Genomic DNA, 18185 nt, shown 5'->3' with positions numbered 1-18185 from the left:
GCGGCGGCCTAGCCCGCCAGCACCCCCGCGAACACGCCGGCGTCGATATTCCCGCCGGACAGGATAACCCCTGCCTTCTTGCCCGCCATCGCGTCCTTCTCCTGCATCAGCGCGGCCAGTGCAGCCGCGCCAGAGCCTTCGGCAAGGTTGTGCGTGTCCTCGTACAGCACCCGCATTGCGTCCATGATCTCGGCGTCCGTCACGGTGACGAACCGCGCGGCGCCCTTGGAATAGACGTCGAACGCCGCCTGCACCGGCACCCGTACCGCCATACCGTCAGCCATGGTGTCGGCGGAATTCGTCTCGACCAGTCGCCCGGCCTCGACAGACAGGCGGGCGCAGGGCGCGCCCTCGGCCACCACGGCGACGATCTCGGTCTTCAGGCCCAGCGCGTCGCGGGCGAGGATGGTGCCGCAGATCCCCGACCCACAGCCGATGGGCACGTAAACCGTGTCGAGATCGGGCGCGGCGGTGAACAGTTCGTAGGCATAGGTGGCGACGCCGCGCACGAGTTCGTCATGGTAAGGCGGCACGATGGCCAGCCCCTGCTCTTCCGCGACGCGGAACGCTTCGACCCGGGCGGTGTCGAAGTCGTGGCCATGCTCGACGAGTTCCGCCCCGAAGGCGCGCATCGAGGCGTTCTTCTCGACCGAGTTTCCATGCGGCACATAGACCAGCGCCTGCAGCCCGGCAGCCGTTGCGGCGCGCGCCTGACTTTGGCCATGGTTGCCGCGTGTGGCGGTGCAGATGCCGGGCACGTCGGGATGGGTGCGTCGCAGCCAATCGATGAAGGTGATGCCGCCACGGACCTTGAACGCGCCGGTGGGCGTGTGGTTCTCATGCTTGACCCAGACGTCGCATCCAAGCCGGGCCTTCAGTTGTGGCCAAGCATATTGCGGGGTCGGCGGCATCTGGGTGTAGACCAGATCGGCCGCTCGCTTCAGATCGTCCTCGGTCAGGTGCATCGGGATCTCCTTCTTGGACCTGAAACAACCGCATCCGGCGCGGGATTGCCAGACGCGGCGTCGATCCGGCCCGAATGCCCGCCAGGGCCGGCCAGTGCGCCCTTGCCTGTCCCTGCCGCCGCGCATATGACACCCGCGACCTGAAGATGGGAAATGGCCCCTTATGCCGATCCTTGTTATGAAATTCGGCGGCACCTCTGTCGCCACGCTGGACCGCATCCGCCGCGCCGCCAAGCGCGTCGGCGTCGAGGTCGCGAACGGCTATGACGTGATCGTCATCGTCTCGGCGATGTCCGGGGAAACCAACAAGCTGGTGGGTTTCGTCGAAGAGACCTCGCCGCTGTTCGACGCTCGCGAGTACGATGCTGTCGTGTCCTCGGGCGAGAACGTGACCGCCGGTCTGATGGCTCTGACGCTGCAAGAGATGGATATCCCCGCGCGCAGTTGGCAGGGCTGGCAGGTGCCGCTGAAGACGACCAGCGCCCACTCCGCCGCCCGGATCGAAGAGATCCCGCCCGAGAACATCATGGCGAAGTTCGGCGAAGGCATGAAGGTCGCGGTGGTCGCGGGGTTTCAGGGCATCAGCCCCGAGGGCCGGATCACCACGCTTGGCCGCGGCGGCAGCGACACGACGGCGGTGGCCTTTGCCGCAGCGTTCGGCGCCGAGCGCTGCGACATCTACACCGACGTGGACGGTGTCTATACCACCGACCCGCGGATTTCGGACAAGGCGCGCAAACTGGACCGCATCGCCTTCGAGGAGATGCTGGAACTCGCCAGCCTCGGCGCGAAGGTGCTGCAAACCCGCTCGGTCGAGCTGGCGATGCGCTACAAGGTGAAACTCAGGGTGCTGTCCAGCTTTGGCGAGATGGACGAAAGCGCCGGGACTCTCGTGTGCGACGAGGAGGATATCGTGGAAAGCAATGTGGTTGCCGGTGTCGCCTATAGCCGCGACGAAGCGAAAATGACCCTGATCTCGGTGGCGGACCGTCCCGGGATCGCCGCCGCGATCTTCGGGCCGCTGGCGGATGCGGGCGTGAACGTGGACATGATCGTCCAGAACATCGCCGAGGAAGGCCGCACCGACATGACCTTCTCGTGCCCCACCAATCAGGTGGCGCGGGCCGAGGCGGCAATGAACAAGGCCAAGGAAGCGGGCGACATCAACTTCCACGACCTTGTGGCCGACATCAACGTCGCCAAAGTGTCGGTCGTCGGGATCGGCATGCGCTCGCACGCGGGCGTTGCGGCGAAGATGTTCAACGCCCTGAAGGACGAGGGGATCAACATCAAGGTCATCACGACCTCGGAGATCAAGATCTCGGTCCTCATCGACCGCAAGTACATGGAACTGGCGGTGCAGGCGCTGCACGACACGTTCGAGCTGGAGAAATCCGCCTGAGGCGATGCCTTTCCGGCCGAACCCGAAAACGCCCCGCGAGGGGCGTTTTCCTTTTGGCGGAAGGCGTTTCAGTCGCGGCGCATCAGGACCCTGCCGTACAGCAGGCCCAGCAATGCCGTCGCGACCAGCGCCGCCAGCGCCACCCATAGCGCGGTCGATCGGACTTGGTGAAGCGGTTCGAGAATGTCTGACTCGGGCAGCCACGTGACCACCGTCCAAGGCGTCCGCTCAAGCCGCAGACGCTGAACGGCGGCCAGCCATGCCTCGCCATTCGCGCGGAAATGGGACACCCGGATTTCGCCCGCGAACAACCCATCCAACCCGCCGGGGATTGACGCCGCGGCGCGGGTCAGCAGCGGGTCGGCCGCCCCCTCGACCGTGTTGAACCGGACGGTTCCGTCGGCGCCGGCCTCGGCCACGAAGTCCTCTTCCGAGTGGGCGACGATATCGCCGCTGTCCGACACGATCGCGGCGGAACCGTTCGGGCTGATCTCGAGCCCTTCGAGGAAGGTCGACAACGACTCGATCCCGATGTCGACGCCCACCGCCCCCAGCACGCCCCCCGTCAAGGGGTCGTCGACCGGCATCGATACGGTGACACCGGGACGCTGCGACGAGAAGAAGATATAGGGCGGCGTCCACGACACGTCGTCGGCATCCAGCGCGGCCCGATACCATGGGCGGTCGCGCGGGTCATAGTCGTCCTCGGGCTCTTCCCGGCCCGACACCTGCCGGAAACGCTCGGTATGCCACGACAGGGCAACTTCGCGATCAGGCGCGGCCGTTATGGTCTTGAGCCTGAAGGCGGCGCGCGGCTCGCTTGCATCCCGGCTTACATACACGAAATCGCCGTTGGCGAAGCCGAAGTAGGCACCGTCGAAGTTGTCCCGCGTCTTTAACAGGTCGAACAGGTAGCGGCTGAGCGTCTCGCGGTCATCCGGCGCGACGACGCCCGCTTCCAGCAGGCGCTGCGACAGTTGCGCGGCATCGTCTGCCGGGTCCAGAAAATCCTCGGTATAGGCTGTCGCGTCGCGTGCGATGCGGGCGGTCAGGTTCTCGGCAAATCGCAAGAGCACGTCCTGCGAGGCCCAGTAGGTGATGCCCAGAACCACAATAAGCGCGAGCGCCTGAAGGCCGACAAGGCCCACGATCAAAATCAGTCTGCGCGGCATGACTGCCGTCTCCTGTCCCTGTTTTACGTCGCGATTGTGCGTTAACTTTTTCCAACAGGTTTAAGGACATGACAGCCGCGAAACAACTGTGCCGCCGTTTCGGGCAGGCGCGGTTGCGGGGCTCTGCCCGGAGAATGATCGTTTCGCTGGCGCAATTCTGCGTTTAGGGTGGCAGCGCGGAACACGCACGGGATTGGCGGGACAGAATCAACGGCATGGCCGACGGAACCGAATCTGAAAGCCGGAAACTGCTTGGCCGGCTGCGCGACACGCTTGCCGAAGAGGGTGCGGGTCAGGCGCGGCTGGACAAGATTACCCATCTGATCGCAGACAGCATGCGGACCGATGTGTGCTCGGTCTATCTGTTCCGCGATTCCGAGACGCTGGAACTGTGCGCCACGCAGGGTTTGAAGCCCGAAGCCGTGCACAAGACGCGAATGCGGATCGGCGAAGGTCTTGTGGGCCGCGTCGCGGGCACCGGGCGTCCGCTGAACACCGAGAACGCGCCTGCGACGCGCGGCTTCCGCTATATGCCAGAAACCGGGGAAGAGGTCTTTTCCAGCTTCCTCGGCCTGCCCGTTCAGCGTCTGGGCGAGACGTTGGGCGTTCTGGTCGTCCAGTCGAAAGAGGCGCGCCGATACTCCGACGACGAGGTCTACGCGCTGGAAGTGGTCGCGATGGTGCTGGCCGAGATGGCCGAACTGGGCGCCTTCGTCGGTGAGGGCGCGGCATTGCGCGCGCTGCACCAGCAGGCGGTCATGTACCAGGGCACCACCGGGCAAGAGGGCACCGCCGAGGGTCATGTCTGGCTGCATGAACCGCGTGTCGTGGTCGCCAACCCCGTGGCCGACGATCCCGAGGTCGAGAAGGCGCGCCTGCAGGTCGCCATCGACACGCTGCGCCTGTCGGTGGACGAAATGCTGAACCGGCTGGAACCCGGCGACAAGGACCAGCGCGAGGTTCTGGAAGCCTACAAGATGTTCGCCAACTCCCGGTCTTGGATGCGCCGGATCGAGGCCGACATCGACCGCGGCCTGTCCGCCGAAGCGGCGGTGGAGAAGGAACAGTCGCAGGCCCGTACCCGGATGGAGCAGGTGCCCGACGCCTACCTGCGCGAGCGGCTGCACGATCTGGACGACCTGTCGAACCGACTGCTGCGCATCCTGTCCGGTCAGGGCAAGGAAACCGGGGCCGAGATGCCTGCCGACCCGGTGCTTGTCGCCCGCAACATCGGACCTGCGGAACTGCTGGAATACGGGCGCACGCTGAAGGCCATCGTGCTGGAAGAGGGCTCGGTCGGCAGTCACGCGGCGATCGTGGCGCGGGCGTGGGCGATCCCGCTGGTGATCCATGCAAAGAACATCATCGCAGAGGCGTTGAACGGCGATCCGATCATGGTCGATGGCGATCAGGGCGTGGTTCACCTGCGTCCCGAGGAAAGCGTGGTCAGCGCCTTCCGCGACAAGATGGCGATGATGGCCGAGGCGCAGAAACGCTATGTCTCGTTGCGGGACGTGCCGGCGGTGACGAAGGACGGCCAGCACGTCGAGTTGTACATGAACGCCGGCCTGATGGCTGACCTGCCGTCCATGGAAAGTTCTGGCGCCGAAGGTGTGGGGCTGTTCCGCACCGAGCTTCAGTTCCTGATCCGCAACCGGATGCCAAAGCGCGGCGAGCTGGTGAACATCTATGCCCGCGTGCTGGATGCCGCGAACGGGCGGCGGGTGCAGTTCCGCACGCTCGACATCGGATCGGACAAGGTGCTGCCCTACATGAAAGCCTCGGACGAGCCGAACCCCGCGCTGGGGTGGCGCGCGATCCGGGTCGGCCTGGACAAGCCGGGCGTGATGCGGATGCAGCTTCAGGCGCTGATCCGTGCCGCGAAAGGGCGGCCTTTGACGATCATGTTCCCGATGGTCGCCCAGTTCGACGAATTCCGCGCCGGGCGCGATCACGTGTACCGCGAACTGGAACGCGAATATGCGCTTGGCCACGTTCTGCCCGAACGGGTGGAGATCGGCACGATGCTCGAGACGCCCAGCCTCGCCTACGCGCCGCGGCAATTTTACGAGATGGCGGATTTCATCTCGATCGGCGGCAATGACCTGAAACAGTTCTTCTTCGCCGCCGACCGAGAGAACGAAAGAGTGCGACGGCGCTATGACACGCTGAACAGCAGCTTCCTGTCGCTGATAGAACGCATCGTGGAACGCTGCGACGAGGCCGGGACCGATGTCAGCTTCTGCGGTGAGGATGCGGGCCGCCCGGTCGAGGCGCTGTGTTTCGCGGCGATGGGGCTGAAGAAACTGTCGATGCGTCCCGCGTCCATCGGCCCCGTCAAAAGCCTGCTGCGACGCGTCGACCTGACCGAGGTGCGCGACGTGATCTCGACCGCGCGGGAAAGCGGCGTGCAGTCGGTGCGTCAATCGGTGATGGATTGGCTGGCGACGCAGGGCCGGAACGGGTCCTAGCGCACTGGCCACGAAAAAGGGGCCGCCAGAGTGGCGACCCCCTTCTTAACTACAGGCAGTGCCTATCAGTTATCGAAGTACGAGCTCAGCTGGGTGCTCAGCTGGCTTTCGCTGTCCGAGCTGTTGATGGTGCCGTAAACGGCCGCCAGCTCTTCGTCGGTCAGGGTGTAAGCCATGCCTTCGTATTCGGTGCCGACCAGCGCCATCTCGACCGAGGTGTACAGCTGGTTGCGCGGCGTCTCGACGTCGCCGACCATGATGTTGGCCGGGCGTTCTTCCATCATGACGTTGTTGTCATTCAGAACGGCGCGGATGGCCGCGTCCTGCTCGCTCTGGTCTTCCGAGCTGGTGATCGCACCATACATGGCGGCGATCTGCTCGTCGGTCAGGCTGTCGACGTCGACGTTATAGGTCGAGCCGCCGATCCACTGGCCAACAGAAGCGCGCAGCTGCATCGTGTCCGGGTCGTTCGCCTGGGCGAATGCCGCGCCGGTGGCGGTGGTCAGGACGAGGGCCGAAGTCATAAGAAAGCGTTTCATTGTAAGCGCTCCTTTCATACTTTTTACACTGGCGACAGGGTTGCGCCGCCTTCTGGACCACCAACGCCGCGACCCCCGGAAAAGGTCACCGGAATCTCATAAAACCATTGTGATCACTTGCGGTTGGACGATGCGGTGTTGCGCGCTAGGCGTGCGACAAAGTCAACAAACGCTGGGCTTTCACGATACAGAAATTGTACCGAAGCACAGAAACGAAGCCCGGAACCGCCTGAAATCAGTCGTCGACCCACCGGGTCACGTGCCCGGCGACCCCGGTCCACGCGTCGTCTTCGGACAAAGACAGCCCCAAAATCCGCGCCGGGTTGGTCGGCGGAGGCATCTCGACGCCATCGCGGCGCGAGAAACCGAAGCGTCCGTAATAGGGCTCGTCACCCACCAGCAGCACGCGGCTCCACCCGGCGTCACGGGCGAGGGCAAGGCTTTCCTGGATGATCAGCGCCGCCAGACCTTCGCCCTGATGGATCGGGTGGGTCGCCACCGGCCCCAGAAGCAGGGTTTCCGCCCCACCCACGCGCACCGGCCAATACCGGATGGCGGCGGCAAGCGCGTCGTACTCGTCGCGCGCCACGCGACACAGCTCGGGCACCGGCGCAACGTCATCGCGCAGGCGGTACGAGGACAGCATCTCGCGACCCGGCGCGAAGCACAGGTTGAAGAGTTCCTCGACCTCCCACCAGTCGTTGGGCTGTTCCTGGGCTGTGCGGTACAAGCGCCCCTGTCCTCGGCGGTTCCGGCGGTCCGCCGTGGCGGCCATCCTGTTTTCGGCTGGAATGCGGCCTAGCACGCGGGCTAAGGGGGGGCAACGCAGCAACGAATACCCCAGCGGAGCCCCCTATGTTCTACCGCCCCGAAGATGGCCACGGCCTGCCGCACAACCCGTTCAACGCCATCGTCACCCCCCGCCCCATCGGCTGGATCTCGACCCGTGGCGGGACGGGCGACAACCTTGCCCCCTACTCTTTCTTCAACGCGGTGGCCTACGTGCCGCCGCAGGTGATGTTCGCCTCGACCTCGGCCAAGTCCGACCGGGGCGACACGAAGGACAGCGTGGCGCAGATCCGTGAAACCGGCGTGTTCTGCGTGAACATCGTGGAATACGCGATGCGGGACGCGATGAACGCCACCTCGGCGGCGCTGCCTGCGGGCGAGGACGAGTTCGCGGCGGCGGGTCTGGAAAAAGTCGAGTGCGAGACGATCGACTGCCCGCGCGTCGCCGCCGCGCCGGCGAACCTCGAATGCCGGATGACCCAGATCGTGAAGCTGGAGGGCGAGGCGAACTGGCTGGTTCTGGGCGAAGTCACAGGCGTCCACATGCGCGATGACTGTCTTGTCGACGGCACCTTCGACATCACCCGCTACCAGCCGCTGACCCGTCTGGGATATCGCGACTATGCGAAGATCACCGAGTTGTTCAGCCTGAAACGTCCGGACGATTAAGCCGGGAATCGGCCCTTTTGGGCCGCCGCCATACCGGGATTCCCGCATAAGTCCGGCGCCCGCCACATGATACCCTGCGGCCACCGGCCACATGCAGGGAGCACTTCCGATGGCACGCAACATGCGGGATCTCAGCTTCGCGACGTTCAACCTTCTGAACCTTCAGGTGCCCGGCGGGCTGACCTATTCGACCAACAGCCCACCCTTTCCCGACGATGCCGAGGGCCGCGCGGCCTATGCCCGCAAGATCGCGTGGACGGGCGCGCAGATTGCCAAGCTGGATGCCGAGGTGATCGCTTTTCAAGAACTCTGGTCCGCCGCCGCCCTGACCGAGGCCTTTGCGGCAGCCGGGCTTGAGACCGACTATGACATCGTGGCCCGCGATGCGCCGGGCATCGGGCAGCCGCAGGTGGCGCTGGCGGTGCGGAAGGATCGACACGGCAACGCACAGCTTCTTCCCGGCGCCGACTGGGTTGCCGAATTTCCGGCGGGCTACGTCTATGACGGGGTGAAGGAAACCGATGGCGCCTCGGAAGAGATCACGATCACCATCAACCGGTTCTCGCGCCCCGTCCTGAAGGCGGAGATCCAGTCCGAGGGCACCTCGCCCAAGCCGCCGCCGGTGACCGTCTTCGTGGCGCATCTGAAGTCGAAGGGCCCGGCACGGGTGTCTTTCGCGGCCCCCATGCCGCAGATCCTGCAAACCTATCCGAATATCGCCAAATCCGCCTTGGCGCATGTGCGGCGGATCATCGAGGCCGGGGCGCTTAGGGCGATGCTGGATGGCGTGATGATGGCCGAGGACGAAGACCAGATCTCGCCCACCGTCGTGCTGGGCGACCTCAACGACGACTCGCTGTCGGTGTCGACCGAGCTGATCTCGGCCCAGCCCACATATCGACTGGTCGAGAAGTCGACCGCCGGGCACAGCGCGGACAAAGGCCTGTATTCAGTGGAACGCCTGCAGCAGTACCGATCCCTTCGGCACGTCTATTACACCCACGTCTACAAGGACAAACGCGAGAGCCTAGACCACATCCTTGTCAGCGAAGAGTTCTACGACCATTCCCGCAAACGTCGCTGGTCGTTCCGGGATATGGAGAATTACAACGACCACCTGAACCGCGAGTCCTTCGAGGACAGCGAGGGCGCCAGCGATCACGGGCTGGTGCGTGCGCGGTTCGACTGGAACCCGATGCCGGAAGAGATCGACGTGGCCTGAGCGCCGCTAGTCCTGCAAGGACGCTTCAGCCTCGGGTGGCGGGTCATCCTCGCTTTCCATCCACTTGGTGACCAGCTGATAGCAAACGGCAAGGATCACGGGGCCAAGGAAAATGCCCACCACGCCCCATGTCAGCATCCCGCCGATCGCTCCGAACAGGGCAAGGATCGCCGGAAGGTGCGCGCCGCGCGAGACGACGAAGGACTTCACCACGTTGTCGGTCAGACCGACCACCAGAAGCCCCCAGACACACATGAAGATCGCCATGCCGATGGCCTCGTTCGACCAAAGCCAGAACGCGATGGGCAGCCAGACCAGGATCGGACCGACCTGAATGAGGCCAAGCATCAGCGTCAGCAGCGCGAGGATCGGCCAGTGCGGCACGCCAACGATGAAATACGCAACCGACGCGACTGCTGCCTGCGCCGCCGCCGAGCCCAGCACCCCAAGGACGGTAGAGCGGATGGTGACCACCGCCTGATCCGCCAGTTCCAGCCCGAACGCTCCGCCGACGCGGTAAAGTAGCGCGGCCGCCGCGCGTGACAGGGGCGCGGCGCGGTGCAGCAGGATGATCGCCAGCAGGACGCCCAGCGCGAACTCCATCACGAAAACGCCAATGAACCGCCCCTCCCGGATCAGCCAGAACGCGGCTGGCTTCAGCTCTTCGCCGAAATGGCTGCGGATGAACTGAAGGTCACGGATGATCGTGTCCCAGATCGAAGTGATCTCACCGGTGATCGGGTTTAGCTCGACACCGATTTCACCTTCTTCCGCGCCGATCAGGTCGGTGCCCTGTTCCGAAAACCAGATCAGCGCATCGGGGATGAAGGCGATCACCGACCGCGACAGCCCGAGGATCGGCAACACCAGAAGTACGGTCAGGATCAGGCCCAGCACGATGCTCGCCCTGCCGCGCCTGCCACCAAGCGTCCGTGTGAGACGTTCGTAGACTGGCCGCAGCGACACGCTCAGGAAGATGCCCCATAGGATGGCGGGCAGGAACGGCTGAACGGTGGTGAAACCGAGCAGCAGCAACAGCAACAGCGCGAGAATTGGCAGGGTCGTTTCGACCAGTTCGCGGCTGCGCTGGCGCGACGGCGGTGGCGCCGGGGTCGGCGTGATCTTGTCGGTCATGACTAACGAATGCGGCAATCGGCATCCGTGTCAATCTTCCTTCCCCGGCGTCAGGCGCTTTCCGCGCGATCCGCGACCAAACCGGCGCGGGGTGTTGGGGCGCGCACCCTCTTGCGCACGCCCCGTCGTTTCAGTGGCCCGCGCCCAGCTGGCCGGTGCGCACGCCGTAATCCACGGCGACGCCGTAGTCGGGGTCGTCGTCGCTGTCGACCATCAGCTGACCCGCGCGCGTCAGCAGGCGGTGGCAGTCGCGGCTCAGGTGGCGCAGTTCCAGCCGTTTGCCGGCAGCCTCGTATTTCAGGGCCAGCGACTCGATCGCGGTCAGCGCGGACTGGTCCGCGACGCGACTGTTCTGGAAGTCGATGACCACCCGGCCCGGATCTTCCTCGACGTTGAACATCTCGGCGAAACCGGCGGCAGAGCCGAAGAACAGCGGCCCCTGCACCTGATAGACCTTGGCGCCTTCCGGCGTGGTGTAGGCCACCGCGTGAATGCGGGTGGCGTTCTTCCACGAATAGGCCAGAGCCGAGACGATCACGCCCACCACAACGGCGGTGGCAAGGTCATAGGCGACGGTAACGCCGGTCACCAGCACGATGACGAAGGCGTCCACAAACGGCACCTTCCACAGGATCTTCAGCGAGTTCCATGCGAAGGTGCCGATCACGACCATGAACATCACGCCCACCAGTGCGGCCAGCGGGATCTGCTCGATCAGCGGTGCGGCGAACAGGATGAAGCACAGCAGGAACAACGCGGCGGTGATGCCCGACACGCGGGTGCGGCCGCCCGACTTCACGTTGATCATCGACTGGCCGATCATGGCGCAACCGCCCATGCCGCCGAAGAACCCCGTGACGATGTTCGACGCGCCCTGCGCCACGCATTCCTGGCTGGCGCCACCGCGCTCGCCCGTGATCTCGGACACGAGGTTCAGCGTCAGCAGGCTTTCGATCAGGCCGATGGCGGCAAGGATCACCGCGTAGGGTACGATGATCTCGAAGGTTTCCCAGTTCAGCGGCACCATCGGGATGTGAAACGGCGGCAAGCTCCCCTCGATCGAGGCCATGTCGCCCACGCGCGGGCTGTCGAGACCGAAGATGATCACGATGCCCGCCGTGATGGCGATGCCCGCCAGCGGTGCGGGGATGATGTTGGTCACCTTGGGCAGCAGCCAGATCACTGCCATGGTCAGCGCCACCAGCGCCAGCATCAGGTACAGCTGGAAGCCTGACAGCCACTGGCCGCCCGACATGCCGTGGCCCGACGCCTCGGCGGTGCCGGGGATCTGGAACTGCGTCAACTGGGCAAGGAAGATCACGATGGCGAGGCCGTTCACGAAGCCCAGCATCACCGGGGTCGGCACCAGCCGGATGAACTTGCCCCAGCGCATGATGCCCGCGATCACCTGCAGTATGCCCATCAGCACCACGGTGGCGAACAGGTATTCGACCCCGTGCTGCGCCACCAGCGACACCATCACCACCGCCAGCGCGCCGGTCGCGCCCGAGATCATCCCCGGCCGGCCGCCGAAACAGGCGGTGATCAGGCCCACGATGAAGGCCGCGTACAGGCCGACCAGCGGGTGCACCCCGGCGACGAAGGCGAAAGCCACCGCCTCGGGCACCAGCGCAAGGGCAACTGTCAGACCCGACAGGACCTCGGTCTTCATCTGGGCGGCGTCAAGCTTGGTGCCCGACCCCGACGACACGCGTCCGGTCAGGCCAAGGATGCTTTGCAGGGCTCTGCTCATCCCGTCTCCTTCAAAACGAAATGGCCGGGAGGGCGCCCGGCCAGGAATTTTCTGCATCGCAGCAATACCGCTTTGACCGCCGGGTTTCACGCGATTTCTTCGCGGGAACCGGCATGCGGAACGACGTCACGACACGCGGGACGCCCAAACTGACACGGCTGGGTGCCGTTCGGGCAGGTCGCGGATGTCCTAGATCATGGGCATCGCGGTGCCAAGGGCGGTCGGGCGCATTGGCCCTGTCGGCGGGCGCAAAGCGGCACCTTGCGGCAACAGGGCAGTCCACCTTTGCAACCGCGGCACTGGGTGCGTATCAATCGGAAGTCAGCAACAGGAGCAGCGGAATGGCGGACACGGTCATCGGGATCATCGGCGGATCGGGGGTCTACGAGATCGCCGGGCTGGAAGGCGCGGAATGGCAGACGGTGGACAGCCCGTGGGGCGATCCCTCGGACGAGATCCTGACCGGTTCGCTGGACGGGGTGAAGATGGCCTTCCTGCCGCGCCACGGGCGTGGCCACGTGCATTCGCCCTCGACCGTCCCCTATCGCGCCAATATCGACGCGTTGAAGCGGATCGGCGTGACCGATGTGATCAGCGTGTCGGCCTGCGGCTCGTTCCGCGAGGAAATGGCGCCGGGTGATTTCGTCGTCGTGGACCAGTTCGTCGACCGCACCTTCGCCCGCGAGAAGTCGTTCTTCGGCACCGGCTGCGTCGCCCACGTCAGCGTCGCCCATCCGACCTGCCCGCGCCTGTCGGCGGCCTGCGTCGCGGCGGCCAAGGATCTTGGCATCACCGTGCACGACGGCGGCACCTATCTTGCGATGGAGGGCCCGCAGTTCTCGTCCATGGCGGAATCGAAGATGTACCGCGAGGCGTGGGGCTGCGACGTGATCGGGATGACCAACATGCCCGAGGCGAAACTCGCCCGCGAGGCCGAGCTTTGCTACGCCTCGGTCGCGATGATCACCGACTATGACAGCTGGCATCCCGATCACGGCGCCGTCGACATCACCGACATCATCGCCACCCTGACCGGCAACGCCGAGAAAGCCCGCAATCTTGTCGCGAAGCTGCCCGGCCTGCTGGGCGCGGAGCGCGAGGCCTGCCCGCATGGCTGCGACCGCGCGCTGGAATTCGCGCTGATGACCGCGCCGGATAAACGCGACCCGGCGCTTCTGTCGAAGCTCGACGCGGTGGCCGGCCGGGTGCTCTGACCCCGCGATGGGCGGCCGCGTTCTGCTTCTGGGCGCCGACGGGTTCATCGGCCGCCATATCGCCGCCGCCCTGCGGGATGCGGGCTATGCGCCGCTTTGTGTGGCCCGCCGCACCTCGGCGCTGGCGGCGCAGGGGTACGAAGTTCTGCGCGCCGACCTGACCGACACCGCCACGCACGATACGGCCTTCTGGCAACCGCATCTTGCCGAGGCCGTAGGCGTGGTGAACGCCGCCGGTTTGCTGGACGCCTCCGAAGCGGCATTCGAGGCGGTGCATGTCCTTGCGCCACGCGCGATCCACACCGCGTTGCACAAGGACGCGCAGATCGTGCTGATCTCGGCCATCGGGATCGAGGCCGACACGCCCTTCGGACGCTGGCGCCGCGCGGGCGAGGCCCTGCTGGACCAGGCGCCCTGCCCGTCCACGATCCTGCGGCCCGGGCTGGTGATGGGAGAGACCTCGTATGGGGGCACCTCGCTGCTGCGCGCGATGGCGGCGATGCCCTTTGTCACTCCAGTGGTCGGCGACGGCACCCAGCGCGTGAACCCCATGCATGCCGCCGATCTGGCCGGGCTTGTGGTGCAAACGCTGAGCGGCCCGCCGGATGGCACCGTCGAGGTCGGCGGGGCCGAAAGCCTGTCGCTGGCAGAGCTCACCACGCGACTTCGTGGCTGGATGGGGCAGCCGCCGGTGCCGGTGCTGCGCATGCCCCTGCCGCTGGCGCGCGGGTTCGGACGGATCGGGTCGCTCTTGAAGCTCGGCCCCATCTCTGCGGTGGCGGTGGATCAACTCGCGCATGGGATCGAAAGCACTCCGCCCCCGGAAGGACGCACGCGCGGCGTTTCGGAGTTCCTTGCCGCGCGGCCCGCGGGCACGCAGGACCTGTGGCACGCCCGGCTGTTTCTTCTGAAGCCCACAGTGCGGCTGGTACTGGCGCTGATGTGGCTGGTGTCGGGGCTGTTGGGCTTGTTTCTGCCTTCAGCCACGGTCCTCGGCTCGGTCGATACCGACCTGCCCGACATGGCCGCGCTGGCGCTGGGGCGTTTGGGCGGACTGGTGGATCTTGGCATTGCCGCAGCGCTGTTGGCCGCGTGGCGGTTGCGGCTGCTGGCTTGGGTGCAGGTCGCCATGGTCGCGGGCTATACGGTCGCTTTGTCGGTTCTCGACCCGTCGCTGTGGCTCGATCCGTTCGGAGCGCTGCTCAAGAACCTGCCGATCCTTTTGCTGATCCTCATCCACCGTGTGCTGGAGGAAGAGCGCTGATGGACTGGTACCTTGTCCTGAAGTGGCTGCACATCCTGTCATCAACCGTACTGTTCGGCACCGGGATCGGCACCGCGTTCCAGATGGTCTGGGCGATGCGCACCGGGCGGGTCGAGACCGTGCACTCGGTGGCCTCGGGCGTGGTGGTCGCGGACTGGATCTTCACCACGCCGGCGGGGATCGTTCAGCCGGCCACGGGTCTGGCGCTGGTCTTCTTGGGCGGCTGGGGCTGGGACGCGTCTTGGCTGATCGTGACCTATGCGGCCTATGCTTTGGCCTTCGTCTGCTGGGCGCCCGTGGTACGCCTGCAGATCCGCATCCGCGACCTTGCGCGCGACGCGATGGACAACGGCGAGCCGCTGCCGGACGAGGCGCGGCGGCTGTACCGTCTGTGGTTCGCGCTGGGGTGGCCCGCCTTCGGGGCGCTGGTGGGGGTGTTCTGGATGATGGTGGCGAAGCCGGCGCTGTGGTGAGGCGCGGAATGGCCCCTCCCTGCTGATGTAGGGAGGCGTATGGGTCAGCCTTCCGCGTGTTCGCCGAGGTACTCGCGGATGAAGCGCCGGATCTCGCGCGCGGCGCTGGTGTCTTGCTGTTTGCAAAGCTTCACGAACGCGTCGCGCTCTTCCTTGTCGAGCCGCAGGATCAGCTGGCTGTCCTTCTTGCCGGTTTTCTTGTCGGCCTTCTTGCTCACGCGTCGTCGCTCCAGTTCTTCGACTTGTCGAGTTGTATATACAACAGACATACAACCGCTTTACGCACCCTAGCCCCACGGATCGGGAAAAGGAACGGGAAAAACGCTACTTAGTTCGGACGGGCCGCAGAGCGCGCGCCGGACGGCGCTTGCAACGCGCGGGGTGATCGGCGACATAATCGGCCCCGACGCCAGCCGGAAGGGCCACCTCATGATCGCTACGAAATCCGTCAAAGACTACATCCGCACCATCGTCGACTTCCCGCACGAGGGGATCATGTTCCGGGACGTGACGACGTTGTTCGCCGACCCGCGCGGGTTCCGCATGGCGATCGACCAGATGCTGCACCCCTACGCCGGTCAGCGGATCGACAAGGTTGTGGGGCTGGAAGCGCGCGGCTTCATCATCGGCGGCGCCATCGCGCACCAGCTTGGCACCGGCTTCGTGCCGATCCGCAAGAAGGGCAAGCTGCCGGGCACCACGATCAGTCAGGACTACAAGCTGGAATACGGCGAGGCGATCGTCGAGATCCACGACGACGCCGTCACGGCGGGAGAGACCGTGCTGGTGGTCGATGACCTGCTGGCCACCGGCGGCACCGCCGAGGCCGGGATCAAGCTGCTGGAACGGCTGGGCGCCAAGATCGTTGGCTGCGCCTTTATCATCGACCTGCCGGAACTGGGCGGGCGCGACAAGCTGGCGAAGATGGGGATGGAGGTCCACAGCCTCTGCGCGTTCGAGGGTCTCTGAGCCGGACGGGCGGCCTAGCCCGCCCGCAGCAACGGCGCCACCTTGGTGCCCAGAACTTCGATCGCCTTCAGCATCTCTTTGTGGTCGATCACGCCGATCGCCATCTGGATCGAGACGCGGTCAAAGCCCAGATCGTCCTTGAGACCAAGGATCTTGTCCGACACCTCGGACGGGTCGCCGACGAACATCGCGCCTTCCGGACCCATCCCGGCGTCGAACTGCTCCCGGCTTTGCGGACCCCAGCCGCGTTCGCGTCCGATCTGGTCCATCACCTGCTTCTGCGCCGGGAAGAACAGGTCGGCGGCAGCCTTGCCGTTCTCGCCCACATAGCCATGCACGTTTAGCGACACCCGCGCCTTGTCCGCGTGGCCCGCTTCCGCCGCCGCGCGGCGGTAAAGGTCGGCGAGCGGTTTGAAGCGGCGCGGCTCGCCTCCGATGATGGCCAGCGCAAGCGGCAGGCCCAGCGCACCGGCGCGGACCATCGACTGCGGCGTCCCGCCGGCGGCGATCCAGATCGGCAGATTTCCGTTCTGAGGACGCGGATAGACCCCCGCGCCGCCCACGGCCTGCGTGAACTCTGTCCCCGGCCATTTCAGCGACGGCTCGTGGTCGATCTGAAGCAGCATCGCCAGCTTCTCGTCGAACAGCGCGTTGTAGTCGTCGAGGTCATAGCCGAACAGCGGGAAGCTTTCGATGAACGACCCGCGGCCAACCATCAGCTCGGCGCGACCGCCCGACAGGCCGTCGAGCGTGGCGAACTGCTGATAGACCCGCACCGGATCGTCAGAGCTAAGCACCGACACGGCCGAGCTGAGCCGGATCGACTTCGTCGTCCTCGCTGCACCGGCCAGCGCGACAGCCGGGGACGACACGGCGTAGTTCGGGCGGTGATGCTCGCCCAGACCGAAGACATCCAGCCCGACCTGATCGGCGAGTTCGATCTCTTCGACAAGGTTGCGCAGCCGCTCGGGCGCGTCGATGCGCGTCCCGGTTACAGGGTCCGTGCCGACATCGCCGAATGTATAAAGCCCGACTTCCATGATCGTCTCCTTTGCTTGCCCTTTACCTAGGCCAGCGTCGCGCTCGCCGACAGGGGCCCCTGTGCCACCCACCCGCACAAGCCCTGTGCGCGCGCTGCACGGAAAGGCGGCACCTGACGCGGCTGTGATCGGCCCCGGCACATGCGGCGCTAGGGGGAAGCCGGGGTGCGAGGTATCGTTGGGGAAAGAACAGGGAGCCCGCCATGATCCGTTACGCCCTCGCCGGTCTCGCGCTGGCTGTCGCGACCGCTGCCGGAGCGCAAGAGCGCCGCATGTCCCACTGCATCGCCATCGCGGACGCCGCGCCGGGGCTGGAGTACATCCACAAGGCGGCCTACAGCGATCCGATCCCGGAGTTCTCGGTGCGGATCAGTTATATCGATCACTCGATGTTCCTGATCCAGACACCCGGCGGGTTCACCGGCATCACCGACTACAACGGCTATATCGGCAGTCAGGATTTCGTGCCGGACGTGGTGACGATGAACCACGCGCATTCCTCGCACTGGACCGCGAACCCGGACGACCGCATCCCGAACGTGCTGAGGGGCTGGAACGCCGAGGGGCCGGGCCCGGCGGATCATCACCTCGTTCTGGACGACGTGCTGATCCGCAATGTGTCGACCGACATCCGTTCCGGTTTCTCGGGGCGCGAGAACGACGGCAACTCGATCTTCATTTTCGAAGTCGAGGGGCTGTGCATCGGTCACATGGGCCACCTGCACCACGAACCCTCTGACGAGCAATACGCCGCCATCGGCCGGTTGGACGTGGTCATGATCGCCGTGGATGGCGGCATGACGATTCCCGTCGACGTGGCGGTGCGCATCATGGAGCGGCTCAAAAGCTCGGTTGTTATCCCGATGCACTGGTTCGGCCGCGGCGCGCTGGACGCCTTCCTCGCCCGCATGTCCGAGGCGTTCGACATCCAGTACGCGGGCGGCTCGGAATACGTGGTGTCGCTGCGCGACCTGCCATCCCGGCCCACGGTCATGGTGCTGGAACCACAGTTCCTGCCGGTGTTCGAGGAATAGGGCGGTGCGGCTGCCTGTCCTGCACGTGGACGCGCAGGCAATCGAGAGACAGCCGTCACCACCTTCGCCAGACCT

At 65.5% G+C, this 18185-nt stretch carries 17 protein-coding genes; 9 read left to right on the top strand and 8 right to left on the bottom strand.

Features of this window, described 5'->3' with window-relative positions; translation table 11 throughout:
• Positions 1-8: 8 nt before the first annotated feature.
• A complete protein-coding gene (locus ACP156_RS14240; protein ID WP_425052021.1) occupies positions 9-965 on the bottom strand; it encodes a threonine dehydratase in 957 nt (318 codons plus the stop codon).
• A 163-nt stretch (positions 966-1128) separates the two neighbouring features.
• Between ACP156_RS14240 and ACP156_RS14235 the strand changes: the two genes are divergently transcribed.
• A complete protein-coding gene (locus ACP156_RS14235; protein ID WP_425052020.1) occupies positions 1129-2367 on the top strand; it encodes an aspartate kinase in 1239 nt (412 codons plus the stop codon).
• 68 nt (positions 2368-2435) lie between these two features.
• Here the strand turns inward: ACP156_RS14235 and ACP156_RS14230 are convergent, their stop codons facing one another.
• Positions 2436-3539 carry a PDC sensor domain-containing protein gene (locus ACP156_RS14230; RefSeq protein WP_425052019.1) on the bottom strand — a complete coding sequence of 368 codons (1104 nt, stop codon included), beginning with the start codon at positions 3537-3539 and terminating at the stop codon, positions 2436-2438.
• Between the two features lie 215 nt (positions 3540-3754).
• On the opposite strand from ACP156_RS14230, the gene ptsP reads away from it, so the two are divergent.
• Positions 3755-6010, top strand: coding sequence for a phosphoenolpyruvate--protein phosphotransferase (gene ptsP, locus ACP156_RS14225; protein ID WP_425052018.1), 2256 nt, complete (start codon positions 3755-3757; stop codon positions 6008-6010).
• Between the two features lie 65 nt (positions 6011-6075).
• On the opposite strand, the gene ACP156_RS14220 is transcribed toward ptsP, so the two are convergent.
• Both ACP156_RS14220 and ACP156_RS14215 read right to left on the bottom strand, forming a co-directional pair.
• A complete protein-coding gene (locus ACP156_RS14220) occupies positions 6076-6549 on the bottom strand; it encodes a hypothetical protein (RefSeq protein WP_425052017.1) in 474 nt (157 codons plus the stop codon).
• 235 nt (positions 6550-6784) lie between these two features.
• Positions 6785-7279, bottom strand: a complete 495-nt coding sequence (locus ACP156_RS14215; RefSeq protein ID WP_425052016.1) for a GNAT family N-acetyltransferase — start codon at positions 7277-7279, stop codon at positions 6785-6787.
• A gap of 125 nt (positions 7280-7404) precedes the next feature.
• Here ACP156_RS14215 and ACP156_RS14210 point away from each other — a divergent pair, with 125 nt between their 5' ends.
• Both ACP156_RS14210 and ACP156_RS14205 read left to right on the top strand, forming a co-directional pair.
• Complete coding sequence (locus ACP156_RS14210; protein ID WP_425052015.1) at positions 7405-8007, top strand: flavin reductase family protein; 603 nt, start codon at positions 7405-7407, stop codon at positions 8005-8007.
• A 109-nt stretch (positions 8008-8116) separates the two neighbouring features.
• Complete coding sequence (locus tag ACP156_RS14205) at positions 8117-9229, top strand: endonuclease/exonuclease/phosphatase family protein (protein WP_425052014.1); 1113 nt, start codon at positions 8117-8119, stop codon at positions 9227-9229.
• Positions 9230-9235: 6 nt separating this feature from the next.
• Here the strand turns inward: ACP156_RS14205 and ACP156_RS14200 are convergent, their stop codons facing one another.
• Together ACP156_RS14200 and ACP156_RS14195 are read right to left on the bottom strand one after the other, a co-directional pair.
• Positions 9236-10363, bottom strand: a complete 1128-nt coding sequence (locus ACP156_RS14200; protein WP_425052013.1) for an AI-2E family transporter — start codon at positions 10361-10363, stop codon at positions 9236-9238.
• Between the two features lie 130 nt (positions 10364-10493).
• Positions 10494-12035, bottom strand: coding sequence for a SulP family inorganic anion transporter (locus ACP156_RS14195; RefSeq protein ID WP_425052838.1), 1542 nt, complete (start codon positions 12033-12035; stop codon positions 10494-10496).
• Between the two features lie 422 nt (positions 12036-12457).
• On the opposite strand from ACP156_RS14195, the gene ACP156_RS14190 reads away from it, so the two are divergent.
• Genes ACP156_RS14190 through ACP156_RS14180 form a run of 3 tightly spaced genes read left to right on the top strand, consistent with a single transcriptional unit; the run spans position 12458 to position 15067 of the window.
• A complete protein-coding gene (locus ACP156_RS14190; RefSeq protein ID WP_425052012.1) occupies positions 12458-13330 on the top strand; it encodes an S-methyl-5'-thioadenosine phosphorylase in 873 nt (290 codons plus the stop codon).
• 7 nt (positions 13331-13337) lie between these two features.
• Complete coding sequence (locus ACP156_RS14185) at positions 13338-14594, top strand: DoxX-like family protein (RefSeq protein WP_425052011.1); 1257 nt, start codon at positions 13338-13340, stop codon at positions 14592-14594.
• Positions 14594-15067 (top strand): DUF2269 family protein, encoded by a 474-nt coding sequence (locus tag ACP156_RS14180; protein ID WP_425052010.1) that lies wholly within the window; start codon positions 14594-14596, stop codon positions 15065-15067. The genes ACP156_RS14185 and ACP156_RS14180 overlap by 1 nt, the downstream gene beginning before the upstream one ends.
• A 44-nt stretch (positions 15068-15111) precedes the next feature.
• On the opposite strand, the gene ACP156_RS14175 is transcribed toward ACP156_RS14180, so the two are convergent.
• Positions 15112-15285, bottom strand: a complete 174-nt coding sequence (locus ACP156_RS14175; protein ID WP_425052009.1) for a hypothetical protein — start codon at positions 15283-15285, stop codon at positions 15112-15114.
• Between the two features lie 211 nt (positions 15286-15496).
• On the opposite strand from ACP156_RS14175, the gene ACP156_RS14170 reads away from it, so the two are divergent.
• A complete protein-coding gene (locus tag ACP156_RS14170; protein WP_425052008.1) occupies positions 15497-16036 on the top strand; it encodes an adenine phosphoribosyltransferase in 540 nt (179 codons plus the stop codon).
• Positions 16037-16050: 14 nt separating this feature from the next.
• Here ACP156_RS14170 and ACP156_RS14165 read toward each other — a convergent pair whose 3' ends face one another.
• Entirely contained in the window at positions 16051-17076 is a 1026-nt protein-coding gene (locus tag ACP156_RS14165; RefSeq protein ID WP_425052007.1) for an Atu2307/SP_0267 family LLM class monooxygenase, read from the bottom strand.
• Between the two features lie 203 nt (positions 17077-17279).
• Between ACP156_RS14165 and ACP156_RS14160 the strand changes: the two genes are divergently transcribed.
• Positions 17280-18110 carry an MBL fold metallo-hydrolase gene (locus ACP156_RS14160; RefSeq protein ID WP_425052006.1) on the top strand — a complete coding sequence of 277 codons (831 nt, stop codon included), beginning with the start codon at positions 17280-17282 and terminating at the stop codon, positions 18108-18110.
• The last annotated feature ends 75 nt before the right edge of the window (positions 18111-18185 follow it).

The organism is Psychromarinibacter sp. S121, from assembly GCF_049801035.1.
Taxonomy (GTDB): domain Bacteria; phylum Pseudomonadota; class Alphaproteobacteria; order Rhodobacterales; family Rhodobacteraceae; genus Psychromarinibacter.
This window is presented reverse-complemented; position numbering and strand designations above follow the sequence as displayed.